Origin of the sequence: Flavobacterium crocinum, from assembly GCF_003122385.1 — a bacterium.
GTDB lineage: Bacteria > Bacteroidota > Bacteroidia > Flavobacteriales > Flavobacteriaceae > Flavobacterium > Flavobacterium crocinum.
The window spans coordinates 3,027,003-3,053,373 of record NZ_CP029255.1 but is presented as its reverse complement, the minus strand read 5'-3'; the positions used below and the strand labels follow the sequence as shown (position 1 = coordinate 3,053,373).

The following is a 26,371-nucleotide window of genomic DNA, read 5'->3' as shown; positions in this document are numbered from 1 at the left end:
GCTGAAGCTCCAAAGATTTACCTTCAATTTTTGCCACTTTGTATCTTTGTCACTTTGTATCTTTTTAACTACTCAGAAACCTGAAATTTCGTTCTCTTGCTTCCTTCGTACATTTCGTACTTAACCAAACGTGCTTCTAAACTTGCGTTAAAAAGTTTGATTTTTCTTGAAGGTTTTAATCCTACGAATTTTAAAGCTTCCAGATTTGCTGTAATAAACCAGGCGTTTGTACCAGGATAATTTTTCTTTAAAGTATCACCAATATTAGCATAGAATCTCTCCATATGAATATCTAAACGCTCATCATACGGCGGGTTGAAAACAATATGAAGTTTTCCTTCCGTTTCTTTTTCGCTGTCAAAAAAGTTATCTTCACGAATAGTCACATAATCTTCCAAATTAGCATTTCTAATATTATCTTTTGCTTTGCTTACAGCACTTGGCGCTTTATCAAAACCTTTTATAGTGTAATGAAACTCTCTTGTCTTTTTCATTAAACTGTCAATGATTTTATCAAATAAATCATTGTCCCAGTCTTTCCATTTTTCAAAAGCAAATTCTTTTCTGTTGATGTTTGCCGGAATATTGCAGGCAATCATTGCTGCTTCAGCCAAAAAAGTTCCGGAACCGCACATTGGATCTAGAAAATGACTTTGTCCATCCCATCCAGACAATAAAAGAATTCCTGCTGCCAAAACCTCATTAATAGGCGCAATATTAGTAGCCGTTCTGTAACCACGCTGATGAAGTGAAGCACCAGAAGTATCTAAAGCTACAGAAACCTGATCTTTATCGATATGAATATTAATTCGTAAATCCGGATATTGTTTATCAATACTTGGGCGTTGTCCCGTTCTTTCTCTAAACTGATCTACGATAGCATCTTTGCATTTTTGAGAAACAAATTCAGAATGATTGAAATAAGTAGAATGCACAGTGGTATCAATTACAAAAGTCTGATTGGCATTTAAGTATTTAGACCAGTTTAAACCGGAAATTCCTTTGTATAATGCCTGTTCATTGTTTGCTCTAAAAGAATAAATTGGTTTCAAAACTTTAAGAGCCGTACGCAAAGATAAATTGGCTTTGTACATAAAACCTTTATCTCCTTTAAAACTCACCATTCTCACTCCTTTTTCAACATCCTGAGCTCCAAGTGTACGTAATTCTTTTTCTAATATTTCTTCAAAGCCAAAAAAACATTTGGCAATCATTTTAAAATTTTCTTCCATCTTTTCTTTTAAATTAAAAAAAACTAAAATTTAAAAGATGCCAAACCTGCATCTTCACATAATGCAACAATGTATCGTTGCTAAATAGTTATTTTTCGGCAAAAATACACTAAATTTGCCGGACTTTAAATTAATTGAAATAGAATAAATGTCTGTAACGCATAACGAATCAATTCCGAATCAAGAAGGTGACAATCAAAACTGGTATTCTTCATGGTTTGATACACCTTATTACCATATTCTTTACAAGGATCGTAATTATCGTGAAGCTCAGATTTTCATGGACAATTTAACGCACTATCTTAACTTGCCTGAAAAAGCAAAAGTATTGGATTTGGCCTGCGGAAAAGGTCGTCATTCTATCTATTTAAATCAGTTGGGGTATGATGTTTTAGGTGCCGATTTGTCTGAAAACAGCATTACAGAAGCCAGCAAAAACAGCAACGAAACCCTGCACTTTAAAGTTCACGATATGCGTGAACCGTTTGAAGAGAAGTTCGATGCTATTTTCAATTTATTTACCAGCTTCGGTTATTTCGAAAACGACGATGATAACCTGACTACTTTAAAAGCAATAAAAGAAAGTCTTTCAGAATATGGTTTTGCTGTTATCGATTTCATGAATGTAGCCAACGTAATCGAAAATCTGGTTCCCGAAGAAACCAAAACCGTTGACGAAATTGATTTCCATATTAAAAGATACGTTGAAGATGGACATATTTTCAAACAAATTGATTTTGAAGACCAAGGCAGAAAATATCATTTTACAGAAAAAGTAAAAGCCTTAACTTTAAAAGATTTTCAGGATTTAATGGATGAAGCAGGTATTTACCTTCTGGACATTTTCGGAGATTACAAACTCAAAAAATTCCATAAAACTGAAAGTGAAAGATTAATCATGATTTTTAAATAGCTTTAATCGTTAAATCGTCAATTTCTTAAAACAAATTGACTAAAAAACGATTAAACAATTAAACAAAAAAGATGAACTATCTACTCCCCTTACTTTCTGTACTTTTAGGATATAGTGTGGCTTTGTTTATTAAACCAAATAACAAAACCAATTTAAAATTACTGCTGGCCTTTAGCGGTTCTTTTCTGTTGTCTTTAACTGTGATGCATTTACTTCCGGAAGTTTATGCTTCTCACAATCATAAAATTGGAGTCTTTATTATGATCGGAATTTTATTCCAAATCATTTTAGAATTTTTCTCCAAAGGAGCCGAACACGGACACGTTCACGGACATGCAAAAATGTCGCAGATTCCTTGGCTTCTGTTTATTAGTTTATGCATTCATGCCTTTTTGGAAGGATTTCCGGTAAGTCATCATCATGATTTAGCCATCGGAATTGCGATTCATCATTTACCGATTGCGGTTATTTTAACGACATTTTTCATCAATGCCGATTTAAACAAAAAAGCCATTTTTGCCTTCATGCTGGTTTTTGCCATTATGACGCCACTTGGAACAATTGCTTCCGAATATTTATCCTTTTTAAACGATTATTACACCGAAATTACAGCCATTGTAATCGGAATTCTATTTCATATATCCTCTACAATTATCTTTGAAAGCAGTGAAGGACACAAATTCAACATTGCCAAAGTATCCATGATTGTTCTCGGAATTTTATTGGCGTTCTTTTTATAATTTGGGCGTGCCCAAATTTACAAAAGGCGCTATTTAACAAACCGCTTATGTGCGCCTTTCGCAAATTCGGTCGGGCTATCCGCTCCGCCGCGGCGGATTGCTCCTATCCCTCACGCGAAAAAACGTATAAAAAATACCTAACAGGTTTTTAAAACCTGTTAGGAAACGAATCATTATCTAATTATCTAATTTAATTCCCCGTTCTCTTCTTCTCGTCCTGATTTCCAAAAGCACGTTCTTTCACGTTGATTTTTTTGTTTCCAAAATTATAAATCATAGACAATCGTACAAATCGACTGCTTTCGTTTTGACTATAAACTTGTTTTACACCATTTACAACCGAAGTAAAATCTTTTAGATAACCGGTATTAAAAATATCATTTGCCAGAAAAGCAATCTGCATCGATTTATTAAATAAATCCTGTTTGAAACCAATATCAAAACTCGACACATATCCAACTTCATATAAACCGCTTTTGAAAGGCGTACTGTAACTAAAATCAATTTGAAGTTTTGTTGTTTTTCCTAAAACAAAAGTGTTGTTTGTCGAAAAATCTACTTGTAAACTATTAGAAGGCGTTGCATTGATGTCTTTTATAAATTCTGTTTTAGCTCCTAAAAAGTACAAGGTGTTTTCGCTTGACCACCAATCTGTAAAACTTGCCGAATAACTTTCTCCAATGCCATAGTTTAAATTTTTAAAATAGTTTTCGCGTGTTACAATCTGCGTATTCGTTTCCGGATTTGAAGTAAACAAAACGCCGTAACCGTTCGTAACAAGATTTACAAAAACGCTGGTTCTTAAAACTTCTTTATAGGAATGAGACAACTCAAAATTATCACTAAACGAAGGTCTTAAAAACGGATTTCCCTCAGAATAACTGTTACTGTTAATATAAACCTTAAACGGATTCAGTAAATCAAAACGTGGTCGGTTGATTCTTTTTCCATAATTCAGACTAAAATTATTGTTTTCATTTTTCTGATAAGAAGCATAAAATGTTGGAAATAATTTCAAATAATTGTTTATCGTTTCCTGATTTAAAGTTTCAGAGAATCCGTTTGTCTGTGTATTTTCAAGTCTTAATCCAGCCTGAAAATTCCATTTCTCATTGATTTTTTTGTTTCCGTTAATATAAACCGCCTGATTATTTTCAGTGTATTTAAATCGGTTCGACTGAGTTGGATCCAATTCCGGAGTTCCGGAAATTGTGTTGTAATACAAAACATCGCTTTCACTGTTTATAAAACTTACTTTAGCTCCGTAAGATAGATTTAAAGCTTGTAAAGGATGTTCCATATCGGCCTTAAAACTCCAGTTATCAATAGCCTGATTCGAAATATTTCGTCCGGACTGATTCACATCAACAAATAGCATTTCAGGCGTATAATTGTTGGCTGTAAAAGCTCTGTCAAACTTGGAATTGTAATTGAAATAATCAGCATCAAAAGACAATTTTCGGTTCAAAGAATCTAATTTGGTTATCAAATGAACATTATAAGTCTGATTTTTTGATCCTTTATCGGTATAACTGTCATTCAGTGTAACATTATCCAGCTTATTTTGAGTGTCATATTTATCAATTCTGATATCCGATTTAAAATCCGGATTATTTCTGTCATTCAAAAACTGAAAACCAATAGTCGTACGTTTTGAAAGATCATAATCTAAAGCCAATTTTCCTGAAAAATTTTCATCTTTCACTTTTGTAACGGCTTTCATCGTAGAAAGGCCATCAGGAAAGTACATTTCTAAATTTTCTTCAGAATTTTTATAACCAGTTTTCCCATTGGTACTTGCAGAAAATCGGAACTTATTTTTATTATAGAAAAAATTGTTTCTCAAAGTTCCAATTCCGTATTTGTTCTGATCGTAAGAAACTGTAGTTGTATTTTTCCAGGAATCACGAACGCCTTTTTTCATAATAATATTGATTAATCCTCCAGTACCTTCGGCTTCGTATTTAGCCGGCGGATTGCTGATAATCTCAATATTTTTAATATCTCCTGATGAAATTGATTTTAAATAATTATTCAATTCTTCTCCAGTTAACTCGATAATTCTTCCGTCGATCATGACTCTTGAAGTTCCTTTTCCTAATATAGTTATCACATCATTTTTTACCACAACTCCCGGTGCTGTATTAATGGCGCTCAAAGCATCTCCGCCAACTGTAGTCACATTATTTTCCAGATTGTAAACCAAGCGGTCTGTTTTCTGTTCGATCGTTTTCTTTTTAGACTGAACAACTACTTCTACTAAATTAGTTGCACTTTCTTTTAGAATAATTATTCCTAAATCTGTGTCGTTTTCAATTACAACTTCTTTTTCATAATCTGTAAATCCTAAAAGACTAATGCCAATTTTATAAGAACCTTTTTTAATGTTCATTTCAAAAGTGCCATCTTGTTTGGTTGTTGTACCGTCAATAATTTTTCCTTCCAAACTGGAGATCGAAATATCTGCCCATTCTAATGACATTTTTTCGCTGGTTATTTTTCCTTTTAACTTAAATGATTGTGCCAAACAAAATAAAGGCAATACTAAAAAGATAAGAAGGGTTGCTTTTTTCATGATTTCTAATTTTAAACTTGTTTCGATTAATTTGAAGCAAAGTTGCCTTAGAAATTTTCGGATTTCGACCGAGAAAAAAAAGTCGAACCATTTTCTCTTTCGGAAATTGGTTCGACTTTATTGAGTATGAAGTACGACTTTTTACAAACCCTTTATTATGAAGCGTTTCGGTAAGCTGTCGGAGTTAAATTAGTATATTTTTTAAAAGATGTATTAAATGATGATTTGGAATTAAAACCAACTTCGTACAAGATTTCCAAAACTGTAAACTCATTTTTAGACGGATCTTTCAAAATAGTCATGGCTTTCTGAATACGATATTCATTCACAAAATCAAAAAAGTGCTGGTTCATATGATGATTAATCAGAACAGACAGATCCCGGGCCGTAATATTAATTTGATTTCCTAATTCTTGTATCGTAAGTGACGGATCCAAAAATGGTTCTTTTTCACTCATATATTGTTTTAATGAAATAATCTGAGCAGCAATCAAATCATGCTGCACATTTACCGATTCTGGTTTTTCTTCCACTTCCGGCAAAATATCTTTTGTAAGTTTAAGCGTAGAATTAACTCCTCTAAAAAGTTCCGGATGATTCAGGGCCTTCATGATAAACCAGCAAGTTATAATCAGGGCAATACTTCCAACCAAAACGTTTGCCCAAAGAAAGACTTCCCTAAATCCACTATAACGAATTATGTTTTTTAGAAATACAATAGAATGAGCTCCAAGAAAAACACAAGTCATCTGAAAAAGCCATTTATAAGTTGAAACACTTGCATTAGTATAATTTTCCAAATAGATTTCTTTGTATTTCTTCAAAATTAAAAATACACTGATGATATAAAAGGCATATTGAAATTCAATTAAAACCTGAATAAAATAAATCTCGGACATTTGATTGAGAATGCCCATAAAACTTCCGTCATTAATACGCATATAAATTCTCGGAATAAAAATTAAATTGACAACAACAAAAGGCAATGCATGCCATAAATGCTTCCATTTTAACTTAAAATCAGAATAACAGACCGCTAATACATAAAGATAAAATAAAGGCATCCCAAACAAACAGAAAGTGGATCTGAAAATTTCTAAACTTCTATGACCTTCCGTATACAGATACATAAAAAATCCGCTGAGATCAATCGCCGAAGCAATAAAAAAGAAAGCAAACAGCCTGTTTGCAAGTTTGTTTTCAGTTTTTACAGTGAGCAAAAAAAAGGCAAGTAACAAAGAAACAAAAACCGAAATTCTAGCTATTCCCTGTAATAAATCTAATTTGTCCATTTATTTAGTTAAAATAATAAACAAATATAATATTTTAGTTGGTGTAACAATGAGTTAAAAAAATCGTCTTTAATAACAAAAAAAGAAATAAAATCAAGATTATAAACCTTTGAACTTTGCAAGATTGAGATAAAATATATTAATTTTGACGCGTCTAAATAACGATAAAATGACATTTACGAAAACTACGGAACAATCTTCAAAATATGAACATTTAGAAAAAATGTCTGTTCATGAATTGTTGTCAAACATTAATCAAGAAGATAAAACCGTTCCTTATGCGGTAGAAAAAGCCTTGCCACAAATAGAAGCTTTAATTCCGCAAATCGTCTCTAAATTAAAATTAGGAGGCCGATTATTTTATATTGGAGCAGGAACTTCCGGCCGACTTGGTGTTGTTGATGCATCAGAATGTCCACCTACATTTGGTGTTCCTTTCGATTTGGTAAATGGTATAATTGCAGGTGGCGATACAGCCATAAGACGTGCAGTAGAAAATGCAGAAGACAGCACCACAAATGCGTGGATTGATCTACAAAATCATAAAATTGATTCCAATGATGTTGTAATTGGAATTGCCGCTTCCGGAACTACTCCTTATGTAATCAGCGGTTTGGAGGCATGTAATCAAAATAATATTATTACCGGCTGTATTACTTGTAATGAAGGAAGTCCGCTGGCATTGACGGCTCAGTTTCCAATTGAAGTAGTAGTTGGCCCTGAATTTATTACAGGAAGTTCCCGAATGAAAGCTGGAACTGCCCAAAAATTAGTTTTGAATATGATTTCGACTGCAGCAATGATTCAGCTTGGAAAAGTAAGAGGAAACAAAATGGTCGATATGCAATTGAGCAATATTAAACTGGTCGATCGTGGTGTTAAGATGATTATGGGAGAAATTCCCGTTTCTTACGAAGAAGCTTCAGAATTATTAAAAAAATACGGCAGCGTGAGAAATGCTGTTGATAATTATAATAAGTAAAGAATTTTACTACTTGGTAGTTTAACCGCAAGGTTCGCCAAGATTTACGCAAGGTTCGCAATGTTTTTTCTTAAGCTTTGCGAACTTTGTGTTTTATTTAAAGTTTTCAATGTAAAAAAACTTTGCGAACTTTGCGGTTAAATACAAGTCCAGCAACTTGAAACTAAAAACATGGCAACAAATAAAGAATTATTAAGAAAAGGAGTGAAATATTTAACAGGCGCTCTGCCTTTGATGTTTTTGGGGCCATCAATGATTTATAATGCTTTTATGAATCAGCATACCAACTGGCATTACCTTGTTTTAGGAATTGGAATTGTGGCTTGCCTCGCCTCTATGTTTTTAATCTTTTTAGGATTGAAAATTATTATGAAAGGTATATTTAATGACTAATTTTAAATCTTTTTTAAATATGGAAGAAGATATTAAATGGATTCATCAAGAAATTGATAAAATAAAAAATCCCCGAACTATTAAAAAGCTAAAAAAACTTCTTGAGTCTATTCATTATCCTAGTATTGATTCTGTTGATTCTTGTAATTTAGATTTAGAAAATTCCATTACAGCTATTAAGGATGGAAAGTTCTATACTGAAGACCAAGCTAGAGAAAGAATATTTTCAAAATATAATACTTTATAAAAAATGGAAAGTCTAATTCACATTCAGAAAACATTCGAAAAAGTTGTTTACATCGACAAAAAAATAAACAATCGGGAGTTTGAAGATTGTGTGTTTAAAAACTGTGATTTTTCCAACAGTAATTTTAGCTCTAATACTTTTTTAGACTGTGAATTTATCGACTGTAATTTGTCTATGACAAGTTTGGCTGGAACGAGTTTAAAGAATGTTACTTTTAAAAACTGCAAACTTCTTGGAATCGCTTTTAACGAATGTGACGATTTCTTATTTCAGGTTTATTTTGAAGATTGTGCATTGGATTATGCTTTGTTTTCGAATAAAAAAATGCCTAAAACCAAGTTTATCAATTCTTCCGTTAGAGAAGTCACTTTTATTGGAACCAACTTAACGAGTTCTGTTTTTGATAATTGCGATCTTGACGGTGCTATTTTTAACGAAACACAACTAGCCGGAGTCAATTTCAAAACGGCTTACAATTATAAAATCGATCCCGAATTCAATCCGATGAAAAAAGCGCAATTTTCGACAGAGGGAATTGTGGGGCTTTTAGATAAATATGATATTAAAATTGTTTAAAAGTTGCCACGAATTGCACGAATTTACGCAAATTATAGCTAAATGATTTTTAAAAGAAAAATGTAATTCGTGAAAATTCGTGCAATTAGTGGCTAAAAACAAAAAACTATTTTTCAATTGTTCGCAATGCCTTTTTAACAATGTAAAGTGTTTCTTTTGTGGGACTTTCAGTTTTCCATTTTTCACATAGATCTTTTACAAAATCCGGCCTCGTTTTACTGGCATCATTAAGCCAGTTCCCTACACTATCCTGAACGTATTTTGAAGGATCCGATTTTAAAGCATTTAAAATCTTTAAACCTAATTCCGGTTCTTTTTTCAATTGTTCAATATGTTCGCACCAAACTCCTCTTGGTCTTATTGATTCAGTTGCAAAACGTCTGATATTTTCATCTTCACTGGAAGTCCAACTTAATAATATTTCAAGGCTTTTCTCTAAGTTCTTTATAATACTGGAACGAACTGCCAGCCATGAAATTTCTCTGACACCAAAATGTTTGTCAGCTGACAGGAATTTAATTTGTTCTAAAACTTCTTCAATTGTCAATTCAGGATTTTTTCCAATTACATATGCAGACCAACATCGCACCAAATCCGATTTGTGTTTTGAAATTATTGAAAATATATCAATATCCTTATTAAGAATTGATTCCGTTAATAATCCTGTTCCTATTGCTTCATTTATAGTATTTACTGTTTGCTTTTTCAAATTTCTTATATCTGTTAAAATAGGTTCCAGATATTCCATTCGATCAGACTCTTTCAAAACATTTTCCAGAAGCTTAGTTTGATTTACCGCAAGCCATTCTACCAGATTTGCTGTCTCAATTTCGCCTTTATTGAGTTGTTCCAAAATAACTGCGGGAATATCTTTTATCGATCTTGCTCCTTTTCGTTTTTCTTCTTTCATTCTCTTTCAATTTGATTGGCCAAATCATTTATTCGACTCAAATTTTGATTATTTTTGTAAATATCGGAAAGCCTGATAACACTGGCAATACCGCATATTTTTATCCCATAGGGATGTAAAAGTCAATTTTATGCAAACAAAGGAACGAAGTACTGAAAATAAAATTTGTCCATTAGAAATTGCTGTAAACACCATTAGCGGAAAATGGAAAATTCCTATTGTATGGCAGATCAATGAAGGTAAAAAAAGACCAAGCGAATTTTTAAAAGGCATTGCAAAAGTCGATCGACGCGTTTTAAACCTGCAATTAAACGAAATGGTCGAAGATGGTATTTTGATAAAACAATCGTTTAATGAACTCCCGCCAAGAGTAGAATATTCACTTACTGAAACAGGAAAACAATTAGTCGAAATACTCTGGAAATTAAATGACTGGGGAAAAATATTGGTTTCTGAAAACAAAGCTGTCATATAATCTAAAATCTTTAAACCATGAAAACGGATGAATCTTATTTAGAAAGTGTCAAAAAGCAATTTTTGTATTATAAAATGCTTGGAGAAAAAGCTATCGATCAGCTTGAGCCTTCACAGCTTTTTGTTTCGTTTAATGATGATACCAACAGCATTGCAACCATTATAAAACATATTTCAGGAAATATGCTTTCGCGATGGACAGATTTCTTAACTTCTGATGGAGAAAAAGAATGGCGAAACCGCGATGCCGAATTTGAAAACGATTTACAATCTAAAGAAGAAGTTCTGGAAGTCTGGAACAAAGGCTGGGATTGCCTCGAAAATGCTTTAGAAAGTTTAAAACCCGAACAGCTTTCGGATATTATTTATATTAGAAATGAAGGTCATACGGTAATTGAAGCTATCAATCGTCAATTGGCGCATTATCCGTATCATGTTGGTCAGATTGTTTTTTATGCCAAACAATTAAAAAACAGCGAGTGGAATAGTTTATCAATTCCAAAGAATAAATCCGGAAATTATAATGCTGAAAAGTTTGCCAAAGAAAAAGAAATCAAGAACTTTACCGATGATGAGCTTAAACGCTTAAAATAACATATTTTCAAATATGAAATCAAAAGATAACGAAACGCATCATTTTCTGCCTAGTGGCGAATGGGAAGGATTTTATTGCTATTCCAATTCCCCTTCACAACATAAAATGTCTATTGAACTAGGTTTTGCGAATTCAATTGTTACGGGTTCCGGAATTGATGATGTGGACTCATTTCGATGGAACGGTTCTTATAATTTGGAACATTTTAAACTTAAAATGGTCAAAACTTATCCAACACATATCATTAATTATGCTGGAGATATAGACGAAAACGGCATTTGGGGAGTTTGGGATAATCCTGAAGACTTGAGTTTTTTTGCTGATTTTTCGTCAAATATTTTTCAAAAAGCTCTAGCAATGACAAAAGGAGGTTTTCATATTTGGCCTAAATCTTTAAATAGTGAATCTAAAGAGGAAATGAGAGAAGAAGTGAAAGAATCTAAAAAACTCAAAGAATTTTATATTCAAAAAGTCTAAATTATAATACAAGTGTTTCTTGTTATCCTAATGCCCTAGCCCCGATTGCAATGGAAATCCTTTTTATTTTTTCTTTAAAAATAAAAAGATTGAAATGGAAAGCGGGATTAGCTCCTAAAAAACAACCTTAATTAAAATGAAAAAAATACTATTCTTATTTCCTGTTCTAACTTTAGTTTCGTGTTATAATACAGAACACAACTGCAAAGATTTTAAAACCGGAAAATTCAAATTTGAAACAGAAGTAAACGGCGTTAAAAAAACGACTTTTTTTGAACGCAAAGACGATATCGAAATCGAAACTTTTGAAGGAAAAACAGACACAGCAACCATTCGCTGGGTAAGTGACTGCGAATATGTGCTACAGAAAAAACATCCAAAAAATATGGCAGAGGAAAAAGCCATCAGCATGAAGATTTTAAATACTTCTAAAGATTCTTATACTTTTGAATTTGGCTTGGTTGGTTCTGAAGAAAAACAACGTGGTACTGTTCATAGAGTTGAATAATTCTTGATTTTATAAAAATTTAAAGCTCCATTTTACGGAGCTTTAAATTTTTAATGATTGAAATACTTTGTGGAGTTACTTGTGGAGATCCCTCGTTCCTTGGGATGACAAACTCTACGATTAAACCTTTGTCACTTTGTATCTCTGTCCCTTTGTCACTCAAAAAACAAACGTGTTTCTTTTACATTTCTATTTTAAATAGTACTTTAGGACTTTAATCCAGCCCACATGAAAAATACCATTTCGCAGAGAGTTGCCGACTTTTTAAAAGGATATCCGCCGTTTAATTTTTTGCACCAGAAAGATTTAGAAAAACTGTCTGAACAGATTTCAATTATATATAAAGAAAAAGATTCAGTGATTTTTGCCGAAAATGACAAAACACACGATTCGTTTTATGTCGTACACAAAGGTGCGGTTGCCCTGAAAAAAAGCACTAAAAATACCGTTTTGGACATGTGTGATGAAGGCGATATTTTTGGTCTTCGCCCTCTTTTGGCACAGGAAAATTATATAATGGAAGCAGTGGCGCATGAAGAAAGTATTTTATACGCTATTCCAATTGCGGTTTTTAAACCTTACGCATTAGAAAACCGAAATGTTGGTAATTTCCTGATTGAAAGTTATGCTTCTAATACAAGAAATCCGTATTCTGACATTCATAAAGACAAATTATATGGTGATGATCTGTTGAATGAAAATCTGCATTCTAACAATCATTCCTTTGATTTAACGCCGATAAAATATTCTAAAAAAATCGTAACCTGCAGTCCTTCAACAACAGTTAAGGAAATTGCCAAGATTATGAATAAAAAGAAAGTTGGAGCGATTTTAATTGTAGATGAAATGCTTCCAATTGGTATTTTAACTGATAAAGATCTTCGAAATAAAATTGTTACCGGCGATTTTCCGATTACGACAACTGCCGAAACGATAATGACAAAACCCGTTATTACCTATCCTAAAAAAATGACGGTTACCGAAGCGCAAATGGCGATGATGAAAAGCAACATCAGTCATTTATGTTTAACGAAAGACGGAACGGTAAATACCAAAGCAGTCGGAATTTTATCGAAACACGACGTTATGGTGGCGCTCGGAAACAATCCTGCCGTTTTGATAAAAGCGCTAAAACGCACCAAAAAAATTAAGGAAATAAAACCAATTCGCAATCAAATCATGCAGTTGCTTCAGGGTTATCTGGATCAGAATATTCCAATGACTTTGATTACCAAAATCATTACCGAATTGAATGAAGCCTGTACTACCCGAGTTATCGAAATTTGTATAGAAAAAATGAGCAGTCCGCCTCCTGTAAAATTTGCCTGGCTGGCACTTGGAAGTCAGGGACGTGGTGAACAAATGCTTCATACCGATCAGGATAATGCAATTGTATATGAAAATGTAAACGAAGTTTTTAGGGATGAAACCAGAATATATTTCCTGAAATTTGCCGGACTTGTGAATAAAGGTCTTTTCGAAATTGGCTACGATTACTGCCCTGCAGATATGATGGCATCAAGTCCTAAATGGTGTATGAGCCTTGACGACTGGAAAGCTCAAGTACATCATTGGATTACAAATCCTGGTAAAAATGAGGTTTTACTTTCGTTCATTTTCTTTGATTATAGTAAAACTTACGGCGATTCTGAAATCGTTAACGAATTATCTGATTCGATATTTGAAAACGTAAAAGCAAATCCGATTTTTTATATGCATTTGGTGAGTGGTGCTTTGCAAAGTCCTTCTCCTACTGGTTTCTTTAGACAATTTTTGGTGGAACAAGACGGTGCTAACAAAGACAACTTTGACATTAAACGAAGAGCTTTAATGCCTTTAACCGACGCCGCCCGTCTTTTAATTTTATCTCATTCGGTAAAAGGAATAAGTAATACGGCAGAACGTTTTGAAAAATTGGCTGAACTGGAACCTAATAACAGAGAATTGTATTTATCGTGTTCGTATTCGTTTAAAGCTTTATTGAAATTTAGAACCAAACAAGGATTATTACATCATGATTCCGGACAATTCATCGAATTGGAATCTTTGACGAAAATGGAAAAAATTAAACTGAAACGTACTTTTAAAACTATTAAAGAGCTTCAGGAATTAATCTCCGTACGTTTTAATATCTCAAATCTGGTATAATCATGAGCTTATTCAATTTTTGGAAAAAAGAAGAAAACAATCTGTTTGATGAAAATATCACGATTGAAGAAACTCGTTTTGTGGTTTTAGATACCGAAACGACAGGTTTTGATTATGATAATGACCGAATTTTATGCATTGGTGCACTAATTCTTCAAAACGGAATTATTAATGTTCAGAATAGCTTTGAAGTCTATCTTGAACAAGAACATTATGACAAAACTACGGCACAAATTCATGGTATTTTAAAAGATCTGCTTGTAAAACGCCCCACAGAACTAGAAGCTTTACAACAGTTTTTAGAGTTTCTGGGAGATTCGATAATTATTGCACATCATACTATTTTTGATGTTACCATGATTAATAAAGCTTTAGAAAGAAACGGACTTCCGCAGTTAACCAATAAAACTTTAGACACTGCTTATTTATATAAAAAGACTTTGATTCAGTCGCATTTATTTGAACGTAAAGATCATTACACTTTAGATGATTTAGCCGATAAATTTGACATTTCAAAAAAAGACAGACATACTGCTTTGGGCGATGCTTATATCACGGCAATTGCTTTTCTTAAGATTGTTAAAAAACTGAAAGAGAAGAAAGCAACCAATCTAAATCAGCTCTTTAAACCACTTTAAGATTTTTTTAAGAGTCTTAAATTTACATTCACAACCTTTAATTTACTATTTCATAATACAAGACTTACAATTATTAGCATTAAGAAAAAATTAACATAACCTGTATTTTGTTTTGGAAAGATAGCTTTGTTCTATCAAAAAAAACACAAAACAATTATGAAAACTAATCTTCTTAAATCTATTGCTTTATTTGGAATAGCAAGCCTTTCCTTAGTAAGCTGTCAAAATGATGACAAAGATTCGAAAAACGATGTAAATACCAGCATCGATTTTACCTCACAATCAAAAGTTCCTGCGTTTGTTTACGCAATGAGCGGATTTGAAAATTTAAAAATCAGTACTTTAATTGCGAGTTCTGATGTTTTACCTCAATCTCCTTCATTCGTTTACGGAGCACAGCCAGACGGTGCCGGATTAATGAAAGATCCAAATGGAGATGGTTACATCATGATTACAAACCACGAAATCCTTCAATCGGTTTCAAGAGTATATTTAGACAAAACTTTCAAACCGGTAAAAGGTGATTATATCGTTGATGGTGTTGGAGGTTTAACACGTTTGTGTTCTGCAACTTTAGCAACTCCCGAAATTCACGGATTTGGTCCTATGTTTTTAACTGCAGGAGAAAGCGGTCAGGAAAGTATGGTTCACGGAATTAACCCACTTGGATTATCTTCAGACAAAGCAAGAACTGACAGAGTTTTACCAGCTTTAGGAAAAGCAAGTATGGAAAATGCTGTTCCGCTTCCTAAAGAGGCTTATCCAGGAAAAACAGTTATTTTAATTGGTGAAGACCAATCGTATGCAACTTCACACGTAAGTGCTGGTCAGTTGATTATGTATGTGAGTACAGTTGGAGATTTATCTAACGGAAAGTTATATGCTTTAAAAAGAACTGATGGAAATCAGGTTGAGACAACGATAACATTAAACAATTCTTATCCGGTAGAATTTGTGGAAATTCCAAACGCTAAAAACTTAACCGGAGCTGTAATCAATACAACGGTTAATGACTTAAAAGCAATTCGTTTTTCAAGAGTTGAAGACGTAGATTACAGAAAAGGAAGTGCAAACAACAACAGAGAAATATACTTTACTGCAACAGGTCAGGCAACAAACAATGCTCCTGTTGACGGATATACGATGTGGGGAAGAGTTTATAAACTAAAATTAGACGCTTCAAATCCGTTAAAAGGAACTTTAGAATTAGCCGTTGAAGGTGACAGTACTCCTGGAACAGGAATCATCAATCCGGATAACTTATGCGTAACTGAAAACTACGTTTACATTCAGGAAGATGGAGACAGTTATTATGCAGATGCTAAACACGATTCGTACATCTGGCAGTACAGCATCGCTTCAAAACAAAACAAACCGTGGTTAAACATGAACCACAAAAGAACGGATACAGCCTGGAATACTTTGTACAACCAAACTGGCGAAATGAGATTTGGAAGCTGGGAATTTGGTGCTATGGAAGACATTTCTGACATCATTGGTGTTCCGGATACTTTCACGGTAAATATTCACCCTCATACTTGGCAGAGCGATGCATTTAAAAATGCTGATGGCTCAGGAACTCAAACGAACAAAGAGGGCGGACAAACTGTAATTATTAGAAACGTACAACGATAATAATTTCATTCAAATCATTAAAACAACCCTTATTTTCGATAAGGGTTGTTGCTATTATAATACTATTATGAAATTAAAGCACTTTTCTTTTTTATTTCTAATGCTATGTTTGTTCTTTTCCTGTAAAGAAAATGAAACTTCAAAAGCAACTATCAAACAAGATTTACTTATTCATTTGACCAAACTCAATAATGAAATTATTCAATTTCAAAAATTGGTAAATGAAAATGCATCCCAAAAAGAAATTTTAGAACAATTCAAAAAATCCCGTTTAGCTTACAAAAAAGTCGAATGGGCAATTGAATATTTTGTTCCCGAAACTGCCCGATTTATGAATGGCCCTGCTTTGGACGAAATGGAACTGGAAGAAAACAGATCTTTTGAACCTCATGGTTTTCAGGTAATGGAAGAAATGATTTATCCGGAATATGAAAGCAAAAACAAAGAAGATTTAATACGCGAATTGAATATTTTTACAGCGAATATTAAACAGCTTAAAAGTACTTTTGAAGTCATTACGATTAGTGACGATTATGTTTTAGATGCTATTCAGCAGAATGTTTTCAGAGTTATTGCTTTAGGAATTACAGGTTTTGACAGTCCGATTTTACAGTCTTCAATTCCGGAAGCCGGAGAAAGTTTAATCTCAATTCCTGAATCTCTTGAGAAGATTAATGCTAATAATAAATCAGTAGCTGCAATAAAAAATATGACTCAAAAAGCTCAAAAGTATTGTAAAGAAAATAACAACTTTAATGCTTTCAACCGCGCAGTTTTTATAAGCGAATATCTAAATCCGATTTCAAGAAAACTGAAAACTTTTCAGAAAGAGCAAAACATAAAAAATGTAAAAAAAAGCAGTCCGTTAAAACCAACTATTGAAACCTTATTTGACAAAGATGCTTTTGATGTAAATGCCTTTGTACTTTCTAAAGAATATAATTTCAGCAAAGAAAAAGCGGTTTTAGGCGAGAAATTGTTCTATGATAAAAGCCTTTCTAAAAACAATGACAGAAGCTGTGCAACCTGTCATAACCCTGAAAAGGCTTTTACAGATGGTTTAAAAACCAACGTATCCTTGACTGGAATGAATTTACCACGAAATACTCCTACTCTAACCTATGCCTCTCTGCAGAATGCCCAATTTTGGGATATGCGCCAATTGGATTTAGAAAAACAGAGTGTTGATGTGATTCAGAATAAAGATGAAATGCATGGTTCAATGGAAAATATTCACGCTAAAATCCAGCAAGACAAAGAATATCTAAAACTCTTTAAAAAAGCCTATCCAAAAACATCAAAACCTGAAGCCTGGCAGATTCAAAACGCCATTGCCAGTTATGTACGTTCTTTAAATGCTTTCGATTCGAGATTTGATGAATACATGCGTGGAAACAAAAATGCCTTAAACAACGAAGAAATTGAAGGAATGAATCTGTTTATGGGAAAGGCAAAATGTGCTACTTGCCATTTTACACCTTTATTTAACGGAACGGTTCCGCCAAGTTATTCCAAAACCGAACACGAAGTTATTGGAACTCCTAACGAAGCTTCTGGAAAGAAATTAAGTCCAGACAAAGGACGTTATATATACAATCAAATGGCACAATTGGTTGGCGCTTTTAAAACGCCAACGGTTAGAAATTCGGCTGTTACAGCTCCGTATATGCACAATGGAGTTTTTAAAACTCTGGAAGAAGTCGTTTCTTTCTACAATAAAGGTGGTGGTCAAGGATTAGGTTATGAAGTAGAAAATCAAACACTTCCTTTCGATAAACTGAATTTAACTGTCAAAGAAGAAAAAGCGCTTGTTGCTTTTATGAAAACGCTTACGGATAAAAAATACCAGTAAAACCAAAATAAAACCTCAATTCAACAAAAACGCCGAAAAGTATATTTTTCGGCGTTTTTTATTTCTAATCTATAAACATGCGATATGGATATACATTTGAGGATTTACTTTTAAGGTTTTTCAAAAAGCTTTCACACATATAATTCCATTCAGAATCTGAGAGTAATTTTCTTTCGTCGGGATTAGTTTTTATGAAAACATCGACTGTGCGACTGAAACCTGCTTTTACAGAAATTTCTTTTCGAGTTCCTTTTTCAATTCGAATATCATCTATCGAACCTTTAAAATGATTAAACCCAAAAGCTTTAATATCGGCAAAGGTTACAATCCTGCCACGGGTTAATAAGGCATTTCTATATGCGAGGATTCTGTCTTTATTGGTCTGTTTATTTACACCTCCAACTGTGTTGGTCATTAGGGTCACGTCTTTACTTATAAAAAAGGTGTCTTTGCATTCTAACATTGTACCTGCCTTTATATCATTTCCTTCTTCGGCACAGGTTGACCAATAGTTTATGGCAAAGTTTTTTCCATCAGATCCATCATTTTTGGGTTTAATCATTAAATAAGGATCATTAGTTTTAGAAAAATCCTTTTCCTTGGCTTGTTGCTGAACAGAAGCCAGCAGTTGGTTGATTTCGACCAAAGAACTATTCATAAAATCATTGCCAATACCAGCAAAAGAGGAACTCTCATCCTTTAGAAGATCTAGAACATTTTGGAGTAATTCGGAAGCACTTCTCGAATCAAATCGTGATACTCCACCTGTTCTTAAAACCGCACAGCCCTCTTCTAAAACACCTTCATTAAACTCTTTTATTTCGTAGTGATCCTCAGATGAATCAATAACAGAATCTAAATCTAAATAGATATTATTACCCGTTTCGAGTGCTACATAAGACAAGAAACCGTCAAGAGATTTCCTGATTGTATGCTTTCTTTTATTGATTACTGGAAAGCAATTTACTACAAATGAAATATTATCTATAATTTGAGGTACCAGCGATTCAGGAAAAACCAACTTTACCCAAATAATATGCTTTCCATTTTCTTTCGTAACTTCTTCAAAACAAGAATATTCCCGACCATAATCTTTAATAGGTTTATATTTTAATTCTCCTTTTAACGTATAAAAGTGATCCGAATAAAACTCATTTACTTCCTGCATTATACCGCTAAGGTTGGTATAATTGCGATTGATAATATTTTCGATATCCAAGTGCTCAAAAGGAACATTGTATCCTTCTTCAACCTGTATCTCAAGATTATCATAAAAGCACCTCATCTGTTTTAAATAGTAATAAAAAACTTCTTTTTGATGAATGTTCTTAACATCTGCGTAAAACATCAAATCTTCTAAATCTTCAATATTCTGATCATTTAATTCTATCCCTAATACAATTTCACCTGCTGAAAGTAAATTATGATAATCCCGAACAGCATCTTTATAAAAAAGATTAGAAATGCGATATAGATTTCTCTCATAAGCAATGTATTTGATTTCACATGCTGCTAACTTGACTTCTAAAGTTGGCGAAAACACCACTTCTTTATTTATAGGTTCAAGCGGATTGTAAATATTGTGAATCCTTTTATTTACCAACATCTGACTGCTTAAAGAAATAATACTCTTATTTTCTAGGGGAATAGCGTGCATGATTGCTTTAGCGGGTTTTGCTCCTGAAACTACTTCCGGAAACATAATTTCCAGTACCCTTTCGACAATTCTTGTTTTTGAATCCTCCAGTTCATGAGCCACTTTTTCCAGTTCATAGGCTAATGCATTCAGTAACATCGTTACTACAGGATCAAACGAATTTTCTATTTGAACATCCGAAAATCCCCAAGCTCTTGCTGCTCTTTTCAGTACTCTGTCTTTTATTCTCTCTTGTCGCATTATTTATTGGTTCTTTTTATTAGAAAAATCACTTTCATTTTTAAACATATAGATTGCATTTTTGTCTGCTTTATCATTCTTTTTATTTTCTAATGCATATGGTTTTCTAATTATTTTTTTGACTGCATAACCCTCTTTTTTTAGTTTTAAAACACAACTAGAATTAGAATTTACATCCAAACTAAAATAACCCAAACTGTCAGTTTGTGTCTTACTATTATTAATACTAATCAGCACATTACTTACTGGTTTATTATTATCAAAATCTCTAACATAACCTGAAATTTTTGTGTGAGTATAACTGGAAAATAATAGAACTATAAAGAGAAAATTTAATTTCATGAAAGTTTTATGCTTTAGTGTTCTTAAAATAGTTTATAAAATTGATTTAGATTGCGTTTACGAGTGGGATGCTCGCGCGTAATGTCATTAAATTAAGAGTTTTTCCCCGCTCCCGCACGAATCCCTTAGTGTGGTAAGTTTCTGCTTAATCTAAATTTTACTTACTTTTTTAAAAGTAAAGTTTTGCAAAGTAAATCAGACTTAATCAGCTTATCGCCACACGAAAGGATTCGTGCGGGAGCGGGGCTTTTCCATTTCATCCATTACGCTATGTTGCATTATCAAATAATCAATTAGCTTGACTTTTTCAGGATTAGGATTTGATTTACGAAACAATAAATAAGTTTTCTCTAAATTTAATTTAGATGTCTGGGAAAGACAATTTAATGTTAATAGCAGAATTAATATGGTTAATATTTTTCATTATTTTTTTACTTCACATTTTTATACATCCTCCCAGACAACATACTTGGAGACCAGTCAAATACCCTTATACTGTCTGCCACAAAAGACTGGTCGTTTACCATAAGTTCCAATGTATTTTCTTTCGATATCTTGACCTGCATATCAATTCTGTCTCCTGAACTTTGAAAAACCTCGTTTACTTTCTGCCAATTGAAATATAAAAATGCCTGTTTTTTTTCTTCATCCTTTTTGCCGGTCATCCAGACTATATTAATTTCAAACGGAACAGCTCTTTCTTTGTAAACAGGATGGTTTATCCAGGGACGAAGCATACATTCTATTTCGCCGTTATAATAAGAACTCTGGAAACCAATAAGTTTCAAATCAGGATTTTCTGAACTTATAATTGGACGCCAATGGTAACGGCAACGGTAATTGTCCCATTTTGCTGGACTGGCATCTTCAAGAAAATATTCTTTAGCTGCTTCATCATATCGATCTGAACTTAATCTGTACTTAGCCAAATATTTTTGCCTTGTTTTTTCTATTACAGCCCTATCTGTTAATATCTCTGCCTGATATCTTCCAAGCTCGATGCGTGTAATGCCAAAATTGAGCCACACCACCACCATACCTTTGGGAGCAAAACCAAAAACAAGATCACTGAAACTGTCATAAGATTTTCCATTGGAAGATTTGTGGTCTCTGCCCAGTCTTTTGTATTCCTCTGTTTCTCCGTTTGCATCATCAATTCTTGCATAGGCCCTTTCCATATAATCTTTAATAGTATCAATAGGAAAATCGACATTTAAACGATAAAAAACATCTTCGTATCGGGAATAATAAACAATATCAGCTCCAACAGGAGTGCCGTGCTGTTTTGTCCAAGTAGATCCTGAATCGCCCCATCGACCGGAAGAACTGCCATAAGGCAGACCTGCAGCAACTCCTTCTAAGGTTTTTATGGTATCGTAAATAGGAGTTACATCATATTTGTTATTTGGAGAGCATATCTCTACACCAAACTCTGGTAAGTTTTTTTTCATTTCGCATCGTATTATTTGAATAAAAAGCAATAGGAACAGTACACTGGATCCAATTTTAAGCAGCCTATCCATTTTGTATGTTACGGGTTCTTTGGGTTGCTATTTTTATGCCGCCTAATCTAGGACCTAACCCAAATTTTGTAGCGCTGGCAGACCAATGCAGGTATTCTCTTCTCAGTTTTTTTAAATCCTTTAGATCAATAAAATCTTGATATCGTATTTTTTTTACTTCGGCTAAATATTCTTTTACAATATTTTCTCCTTCTTTAAAACTTTTGAAATATTGATTTCTTAAGCGTGTACAGGTATTAATATAATGCACTAATTGCTTGTTTACATCAATTAAAAATGGATCTTGTATTTTATGATCATTCACATTTAAAGTTTTATAAATCACATCAAATTGTTTAGAGTAATGAAACATTTGATTGAGTGCTACCTTATCGTAGCTGTTGTGAATCGCTTTTTTTATACCCACCAAGCCGTAATAGCCTGCTGGATTATCATCATACTCTTTTGGCACTGCCTGGGTAAAATCGGTCGTATAAGAATGTATGATATGCAGTTGATCGGGATTGTACCATCCCTCTTCAATGAGTATCTGCTTAAATTTTTCGCATTCCCGATTAAAGTAACGTTCATAAAAAAGATCAACGGTTTCTGAATCGTTCTCTACATAACAACCCCCAATATCAGAGTGCACTCCCGGCAGGGTAATTTCTATGCCGTTTATACCGGCACTGTCAATATTAGTTAAATCAAAATTGTCACGATGTTCGTCATCGGCGGCAAACTGCAAAACAAAAGAAGCTTTTTTTACTGCATCTAATCCTAACTGTTTAGTATCGTTATCGATGATATCGATTCCAAAGACCGACACACCCCTATGATTGACTCCATAGGCCGCAACAGTGTCGTAAAGCCCCACAAATCTGAAAATAATTTCATCAGGAACAAATTCCTGAGCTGCCAGACAGGCTCCAAAAAAGCCATGTTGCTGCACCAGTGCATCGTTTTTTTCTGTTTTAGTATAAGTTGCTCCCCGGAGACCATAAGGTGGCATAACGGTTGTCTCGCTACTTAACATTGGTGTATTGCTTGTCGTTGGTGTGTTCGCCACATGCAGAAAATGCCTTGCTGCAGTTGCTCCTCTACTGAAACCATATACATTGACCTCAAGTGTCGTAACTTTTTTCGCATATTTTTGCAATTTTTCTCCTGCCAAGAAACAAGCTTTGGTTACTTTGGCTTTAACTCCTCGTTCTCCTTCTCCCATAGGAATTCCTGAGTTGTCAGGCATATTTCCAAAAAAAATAGTTTCACTTTCCAAATCTTCCGTACCAATTCCTTCTATATAAATCCTAATTTGGTTTTCTGCATTTGGGTCTACAGCATCATAACCTCGGGCTACATTAGAATAATCATTGGTATAACTGTCGTCTAGATGGTTGGAGTTTTCATGTTCTTTTCCTGCTTCTGTGTTAGTTTTATTATTTTGTGTTCCGTCAAAAAATAAGTTTAGCCGTACTGTTTTTTCATTAGAAAGCGAATCGTCAGGATGCAGAGGTTCGTAATCATGATAATTCATACCTTCTTTTCCATACTGGATATTATGTTTCGCCGCAGCAATCGTCAAATCTCCTTCTGTGGCACGTATTTCAATATTGCCTGTTGCAGTTTTGGTTAGTTTTCCTTCTACAATAGTTATTTTACTCATAATTATCCGTTTTTAGAGGTCTCGCCGCTATGATTGTTTACATTTTTTGCTCCCAGCATTGTGATGTTTTCTTCAGTACTGTTTACTAATATTTCTTTAGCTCTTTCTTTAATATCTTTGCTTTCTGTTTCTTTATTTCCTTTTATCCATTCAGTCATGCTTCCTACAACAGCAAGCATGAAGTTAAATCCTATTGTAAGATATTTTGAGCCTGTTATTTTTTCTGTATAATCCCCTCCAATAGTATCGGTTTTATTAAGCCCGACATTGGTGCGCATATTTTGCCCTGCATTGAGAATAATATCTTCTCCTGCTTCCAACTCAATATTTTTAGGAGCCTTAAATCTTATATTGCCATCACCATGAACAACTGCTATTGTCTGACCTTTCTGGCTTTCAATTGTAATATCGCCTGTAGCGTCATCGGAAATTATTCTGTTACCACTTCTGGTCTGTAAAACTTTCAAATCATTTTTTGGTGTGTTGTAACCGGAATTTGCCTGTCCATTATATTGTGTTCCCATGACAAAAGGGCGTTCAACATTTCCTCCTTCAAAGCCCACCAAAACTTCCTCTCCAATTTCAGGAATAAAATAGAAGCCTTTTCCGTTTCCAGAATGGGGCTGTATCATTCGCATCCAGTCGCTTTCATTTCCCCAGCCGTTCCAGTAGTAGGCCACTTTTACTCTGCCAAGCCCTTCGGGGTCGTTGTTGTCAATAACTTTTGCCGGCTGGCTGTCTGCCAGAGCAAAGGCTTCGACATTGGTGTAATGCGGTGCCGCAACATCAGATGGGATGGCTTTGAACCTGCAGCTGTAATTACCGTTAGTGTTGGAAAGGTGCGTGACTTCCACCGCTACTAATTTGTGTTCAACCGTTTTATTCTTGATCGTAAAAACTTCTCCTACACCAATAGGGAAATAAGATGTTCCGCTGTAGAAAACACTGTTGGCATCCCTGCCTGCAGTCTGCAGCCTGACCATTTCGTCTATTTCTTCTTTTTTCTGTGCATTATTGGTGTAGGCTCCAACGCTTAAATCCTGCGCCGCAATAGATCCCTGATTCCATCCCATTGAAACAGCAAACCGGTCTCCACTTCCTCCTTTGGCTTTTGCTGCAGAATTTCTTATGATTCCAGCGTTTTTATAATCATAACCTCCAAACGAGGTTTTATGCGAAAACAAACTGGCTTCAATAGTATAATTATGAAGGGATGAACCGTTAATGAGTACTACTTTGCTGGCTTTGGTCTGGCCGAACTGCATGCGCATTCCGTCAAAATAAAACCACTGGCCATAACGGGCAGAAAGCCGTTTCATAAAATCAAAACTGCTTTCATTATACTGCGGTTTAAATGAAAAAGCTTTGGTGTAAGTCGGCGCAACGACTTCACGCTGGTAGAATTCTCCCGAACCTTCCTCGGCAAAAATCTCAAGGGCGATATCTTTCAGGCTTTTATCGAGAAAAATTCTTGATTTTTTCATATCGTCGAGCACCACTGTGTGGCTTATTCCCAAAACACGAAGTCCCGCAGGGCTTCCGTGTAGATCAACAGAAACAAGCTTTGTAATGATTCCTTTAGACATTACTTTCATTCCGTTGACTTTGAAGGTAAAAATCACTTCACTGCCCACATACCTGCTTATTGCTTTTGCCTGGTCTTCGGGTTCAATTATGGTTTTACCGGTATACTGCCAGTCGAAAGAAAAATAATGGTGGTCGGCCATTTTCTGCTCCAGCTGTAAATTGTAATAAATAACATTTTTATCGAAGGTATTGATAGAAATATGAACTTGTTCTGAAAATTTTGACATGATTTCTTTTTTTTGGTTTTTAATCTAATTCAATCCAATTATTTAAAAATTTGGCATCTCCAAAAGTCAAAGTCTTACATACCAATTCCATTGCAATTTTCATAGGTATCTCGGTTGTACTTGTAAATTCTTCGTAATAATTAATACAAAATGCTTTTTCGAATACTAATTCCTTCATTTTGCTTAAGGCATCTCTTCTGTAAAAAACAATTTTTCCGTCTTTAGCCAAATCCCCATTGAGCATCCATGACAAAAAAAGACTGTCATTAGTTGCCTCAATAGTCATATTGATAATTCCTCCCTTAGGATTTCCTGTAGGTTTACTAGCTGTATCGATATCTTTTTTAAAATTGATATTGAATTCAAGAACATTGTACTCTTTTCCGTCTACATATAATTTTGATAAAAAGCTCATTTTGCGGTTGTTTTTTGTTTAGTAAATTTTGGTTTTTAATAAAAAAGGAAGTCCTTCGAAAAGACTTCCTTTAATAGTTTTCAAGCTTGATCTAGTTTGATAAAGTCTTTAAGTATTATACCCAGGCATTATCAAACTCGCCACCGCCCATTGAAATCTTACGAGCAGAAATCATAAAAGTTTCCGTTAACGGATTGTCACTGTTATGGTCAAAGTTCTCTTTATATTTAACCATATAAGCTTCTGTAAACTTCAGCTCTTTTAAGGTAGCATTAGAATCGCGTTTAATGAATTTTACCGACCCGTCTTTTCTTTCGAAATTGTTAGTCATCCACTCAAACAATTCTGTACTTCCTGTTGACTCTACTTCAATCATAATTCTTCCTCCACGTGTTACTGTAGATGGACGTCCTGAAGCGTCTGTTTCCTGAGCCAAGTCATAACTTACATTTAGAACTTTGTACTCTTTTCCTGCTACTGTCAATGATGTTAAAAACGACATAATAAAAATTTTTAGTTATTAATTTATTTAATCATTTTGTAAATAT

At 34.0% G+C, this 26,371-nt stretch carries 25 protein-coding genes; 14 read left to right on the top strand and 11 right to left on the bottom strand.

Annotated elements, in window-relative coordinates:
• Positions 1 to 68: 68 nt before the first annotated feature.
• On the bottom strand, positions 69 to 1,232 hold the full coding sequence (locus HYN56_RS13670; protein ID WP_109192691.1) for a THUMP domain-containing class I SAM-dependent RNA methyltransferase: 1,164 nt from the start codon (positions 1,230 to 1,232) through the stop codon (positions 69 to 71).
• Between the two features lie 148 nt (positions 1,233 to 1,380).
• On the opposite strand from HYN56_RS13670, the gene HYN56_RS13665 reads away from it, so the two are divergent.
• Together HYN56_RS13665 and HYN56_RS13660 are read left to right on the top strand one after the other, a co-directional pair.
• Positions 1,381 to 2,145 carry a class I SAM-dependent methyltransferase gene (locus HYN56_RS13665; protein ID WP_109192690.1) on the top strand — a complete coding sequence of 255 codons (765 nt, stop codon included), beginning with the start codon at positions 1,381 to 1,383 and terminating at the stop codon, positions 2,143 to 2,145.
• A 71-nt stretch (positions 2,146 to 2,216) separates the two neighbouring features.
• Positions 2,217 to 2,885: a ZIP family metal transporter gene (locus HYN56_RS13660; RefSeq protein ID WP_109192689.1), complete on the top strand. Its 669-nt coding sequence runs from the start codon at positions 2,217 to 2,219 to the stop codon at positions 2,883 to 2,885.
• 190 nt (positions 2,886 to 3,075) lie between these two features.
• Here the strand turns inward: HYN56_RS13660 and HYN56_RS13655 are convergent, their stop codons facing one another.
• Together HYN56_RS13655 and HYN56_RS13650 are read right to left on the bottom strand one after the other, a co-directional pair.
• Positions 3,076 to 5,460, bottom strand: a complete 2,385-nt coding sequence (locus HYN56_RS13655; RefSeq protein ID WP_109192688.1) for a TonB-dependent receptor domain-containing protein — start codon at positions 5,458 to 5,460, stop codon at positions 3,076 to 3,078.
• Positions 5,461 to 5,615: 155 nt separating this feature from the next.
• Positions 5,616 to 6,752, bottom strand: coding sequence for a helix-turn-helix domain-containing protein (locus HYN56_RS13650; protein WP_109192687.1), 1,137 nt, complete (start codon positions 6,750 to 6,752; stop codon positions 5,616 to 5,618).
• A gap of 169 nt (positions 6,753 to 6,921) precedes the next feature.
• Between HYN56_RS13650 and murQ the strand changes: the two genes are divergently transcribed.
• The 4 genes from murQ (at position 6,922) to HYN56_RS13630 (ending at position 8,950) form a co-directional block, all read left to right on the top strand.
• Positions 6,922 to 7,734: an N-acetylmuramic acid 6-phosphate etherase gene (gene murQ / locus HYN56_RS13645; protein WP_109192686.1), complete on the top strand. Its 813-nt coding sequence runs from the start codon at positions 6,922 to 6,924 to the stop codon at positions 7,732 to 7,734.
• A 171-nt stretch (positions 7,735 to 7,905) separates the two neighbouring features.
• Positions 7,906 to 8,127: a DUF6095 family protein gene (locus HYN56_RS13640; RefSeq protein ID WP_109192685.1), complete on the top strand. Its 222-nt coding sequence runs from the start codon at positions 7,906 to 7,908 to the stop codon at positions 8,125 to 8,127.
• 19 nt (positions 8,128 to 8,146) lie between these two features.
• Positions 8,147 to 8,374, top strand: coding sequence for a hypothetical protein (locus HYN56_RS13635; protein ID WP_146194593.1), 228 nt, complete (start codon positions 8,147 to 8,149; stop codon positions 8,372 to 8,374).
• Between the two features lie 3 nt (positions 8,375 to 8,377).
• Positions 8,378 to 8,950 carry a pentapeptide repeat-containing protein gene (locus HYN56_RS13630; RefSeq protein WP_109192683.1) on the top strand — a complete coding sequence of 191 codons (573 nt, stop codon included), beginning with the start codon at positions 8,378 to 8,380 and terminating at the stop codon, positions 8,948 to 8,950.
• A 106-nt stretch (positions 8,951 to 9,056) separates the two neighbouring features.
• On the opposite strand, the gene HYN56_RS13625 is transcribed toward HYN56_RS13630, so the two are convergent.
• Positions 9,057 to 9,860 (bottom strand): DNA alkylation repair protein, encoded by an 804-nt coding sequence (locus HYN56_RS13625; RefSeq protein ID WP_109192682.1) that lies wholly within the window; start codon positions 9,858 to 9,860, stop codon positions 9,057 to 9,059.
• Positions 9,861 to 9,990: 130 nt separating this feature from the next.
• Here HYN56_RS13625 and HYN56_RS13620 point away from each other — a divergent pair, with 130 nt between their 5' ends.
• The 8 genes from HYN56_RS13620 to HYN56_RS13585 all read left to right on the top strand — a co-directional run bounded on the left by HYN56_RS13620 (position 9,991) and on the right by HYN56_RS13585 (position 18,187).
• A complete protein-coding gene (locus HYN56_RS13620) occupies positions 9,991 to 10,335 on the top strand; it encodes a winged helix-turn-helix transcriptional regulator (protein WP_109192681.1) in 345 nt (114 codons plus the stop codon).
• A gap of 17 nt (positions 10,336 to 10,352) precedes the next feature.
• Positions 10,353 to 10,928, top strand: a complete 576-nt coding sequence (locus HYN56_RS13615; protein WP_109192680.1) for a DUF1572 family protein — start codon at positions 10,353 to 10,355, stop codon at positions 10,926 to 10,928.
• Positions 10,929 to 10,941: 13 nt separating this feature from the next.
• Positions 10,942 to 11,406 carry a hypothetical protein gene (locus tag HYN56_RS13610; protein WP_109192679.1) on the top strand — a complete coding sequence of 155 codons (465 nt, stop codon included), beginning with the start codon at positions 10,942 to 10,944 and terminating at the stop codon, positions 11,404 to 11,406.
• A 136-nt stretch (positions 11,407 to 11,542) separates the two neighbouring features.
• Complete coding sequence (locus HYN56_RS13605) at positions 11,543 to 11,914, top strand: DNA topoisomerase IV (protein ID WP_109192678.1); 372 nt, start codon at positions 11,543 to 11,545, stop codon at positions 11,912 to 11,914.
• A 228-nt stretch (positions 11,915 to 12,142) separates the two neighbouring features.
• Positions 12,143 to 14,062, top strand: coding sequence for a DUF294 nucleotidyltransferase-like domain-containing protein (locus HYN56_RS13600; RefSeq protein ID WP_109192677.1), 1,920 nt, complete (start codon positions 12,143 to 12,145; stop codon positions 14,060 to 14,062).
• 2 nt (positions 14,063 to 14,064) lie between these two features.
• Positions 14,065 to 14,700 carry a 3'-5' exonuclease gene (locus tag HYN56_RS13595; protein WP_109192676.1) on the top strand — a complete coding sequence of 212 codons (636 nt, stop codon included), beginning with the start codon at positions 14,065 to 14,067 and terminating at the stop codon, positions 14,698 to 14,700.
• 156 nt (positions 14,701 to 14,856) lie between these two features.
• Positions 14,857 to 16,335 (top strand): PhoX family protein, encoded by a 1,479-nt coding sequence (locus HYN56_RS13590; RefSeq protein WP_109192675.1) that lies wholly within the window; start codon positions 14,857 to 14,859, stop codon positions 16,333 to 16,335.
• A 67-nt stretch (positions 16,336 to 16,402) separates the two neighbouring features.
• Positions 16,403 to 18,187 (top strand): cytochrome-c peroxidase, encoded by a 1,785-nt coding sequence (locus HYN56_RS13585; protein ID WP_109192674.1) that lies wholly within the window; start codon positions 16,403 to 16,405, stop codon positions 18,185 to 18,187.
• A gap of 64 nt (positions 18,188 to 18,251) precedes the next feature.
• On the opposite strand, the gene HYN56_RS13580 is transcribed toward HYN56_RS13585, so the two are convergent.
• The 7 genes from HYN56_RS13580 to tssD (HYN56_RS13550) all read right to left on the bottom strand — a co-directional run bounded on the left by HYN56_RS13580 (position 18,252) and on the right by tssD (HYN56_RS13550) (position 26,325).
• Positions 18,252 to 20,084 carry a type VI secretion system baseplate subunit TssF gene (locus tag HYN56_RS13580; RefSeq protein WP_109192673.1) on the bottom strand — a complete coding sequence of 611 codons (1,833 nt, stop codon included), beginning with the start codon at positions 20,082 to 20,084 and terminating at the stop codon, positions 18,252 to 18,254.
• A 3-nt stretch (positions 20,085 to 20,087) separates the two neighbouring features.
• Positions 20,088 to 20,426 (bottom strand): peptidase associated/transthyretin-like domain-containing protein, encoded by a 339-nt coding sequence (locus HYN56_RS13575; protein WP_109192672.1) that lies wholly within the window; start codon positions 20,424 to 20,426, stop codon positions 20,088 to 20,090.
• Between the two features lie 431 nt (positions 20,427 to 20,857).
• Positions 20,858 to 21,877, bottom strand: a complete 1,020-nt coding sequence (locus tag HYN56_RS13570) for a DUF2931 family protein (RefSeq protein ID WP_167398312.1) — start codon at positions 21,875 to 21,877, stop codon at positions 20,858 to 20,860.
• A 64-nt stretch (positions 21,878 to 21,941) separates the two neighbouring features.
• Entirely contained in the window at positions 21,942 to 23,594 is a 1,653-nt protein-coding gene (locus HYN56_RS13565; RefSeq protein WP_109192670.1) for a phospholipase effector Tle1 domain-containing protein, read from the bottom strand.
• A gap of 2 nt (positions 23,595 to 23,596) precedes the next feature.
• On the bottom strand, positions 23,597 to 25,408 hold the full coding sequence (locus HYN56_RS13560; protein WP_109192669.1) for a type VI secretion system Vgr family protein: 1,812 nt from the start codon (positions 25,406 to 25,408) through the stop codon (positions 23,597 to 23,599).
• A gap of 19 nt (positions 25,409 to 25,427) precedes the next feature.
• On the bottom strand, positions 25,428 to 25,823 hold the full coding sequence (gene tssD / locus HYN56_RS13555) for a type VI secretion system tube protein TssD (protein WP_109192668.1): 396 nt from the start codon (positions 25,821 to 25,823) through the stop codon (positions 25,428 to 25,430).
• 115 nt (positions 25,824 to 25,938) lie between these two features.
• The gene (tssD, locus tag HYN56_RS13550) at positions 25,939 to 26,325 is read right to left on the bottom strand and encodes a type VI secretion system tube protein TssD (protein WP_109192667.1); all 387 of its coding nucleotides are present in this window, start codon (positions 26,323 to 26,325) and stop codon (positions 25,939 to 25,941) included.
• Positions 26,326 to 26,371 lie beyond the last annotated feature (46 nt).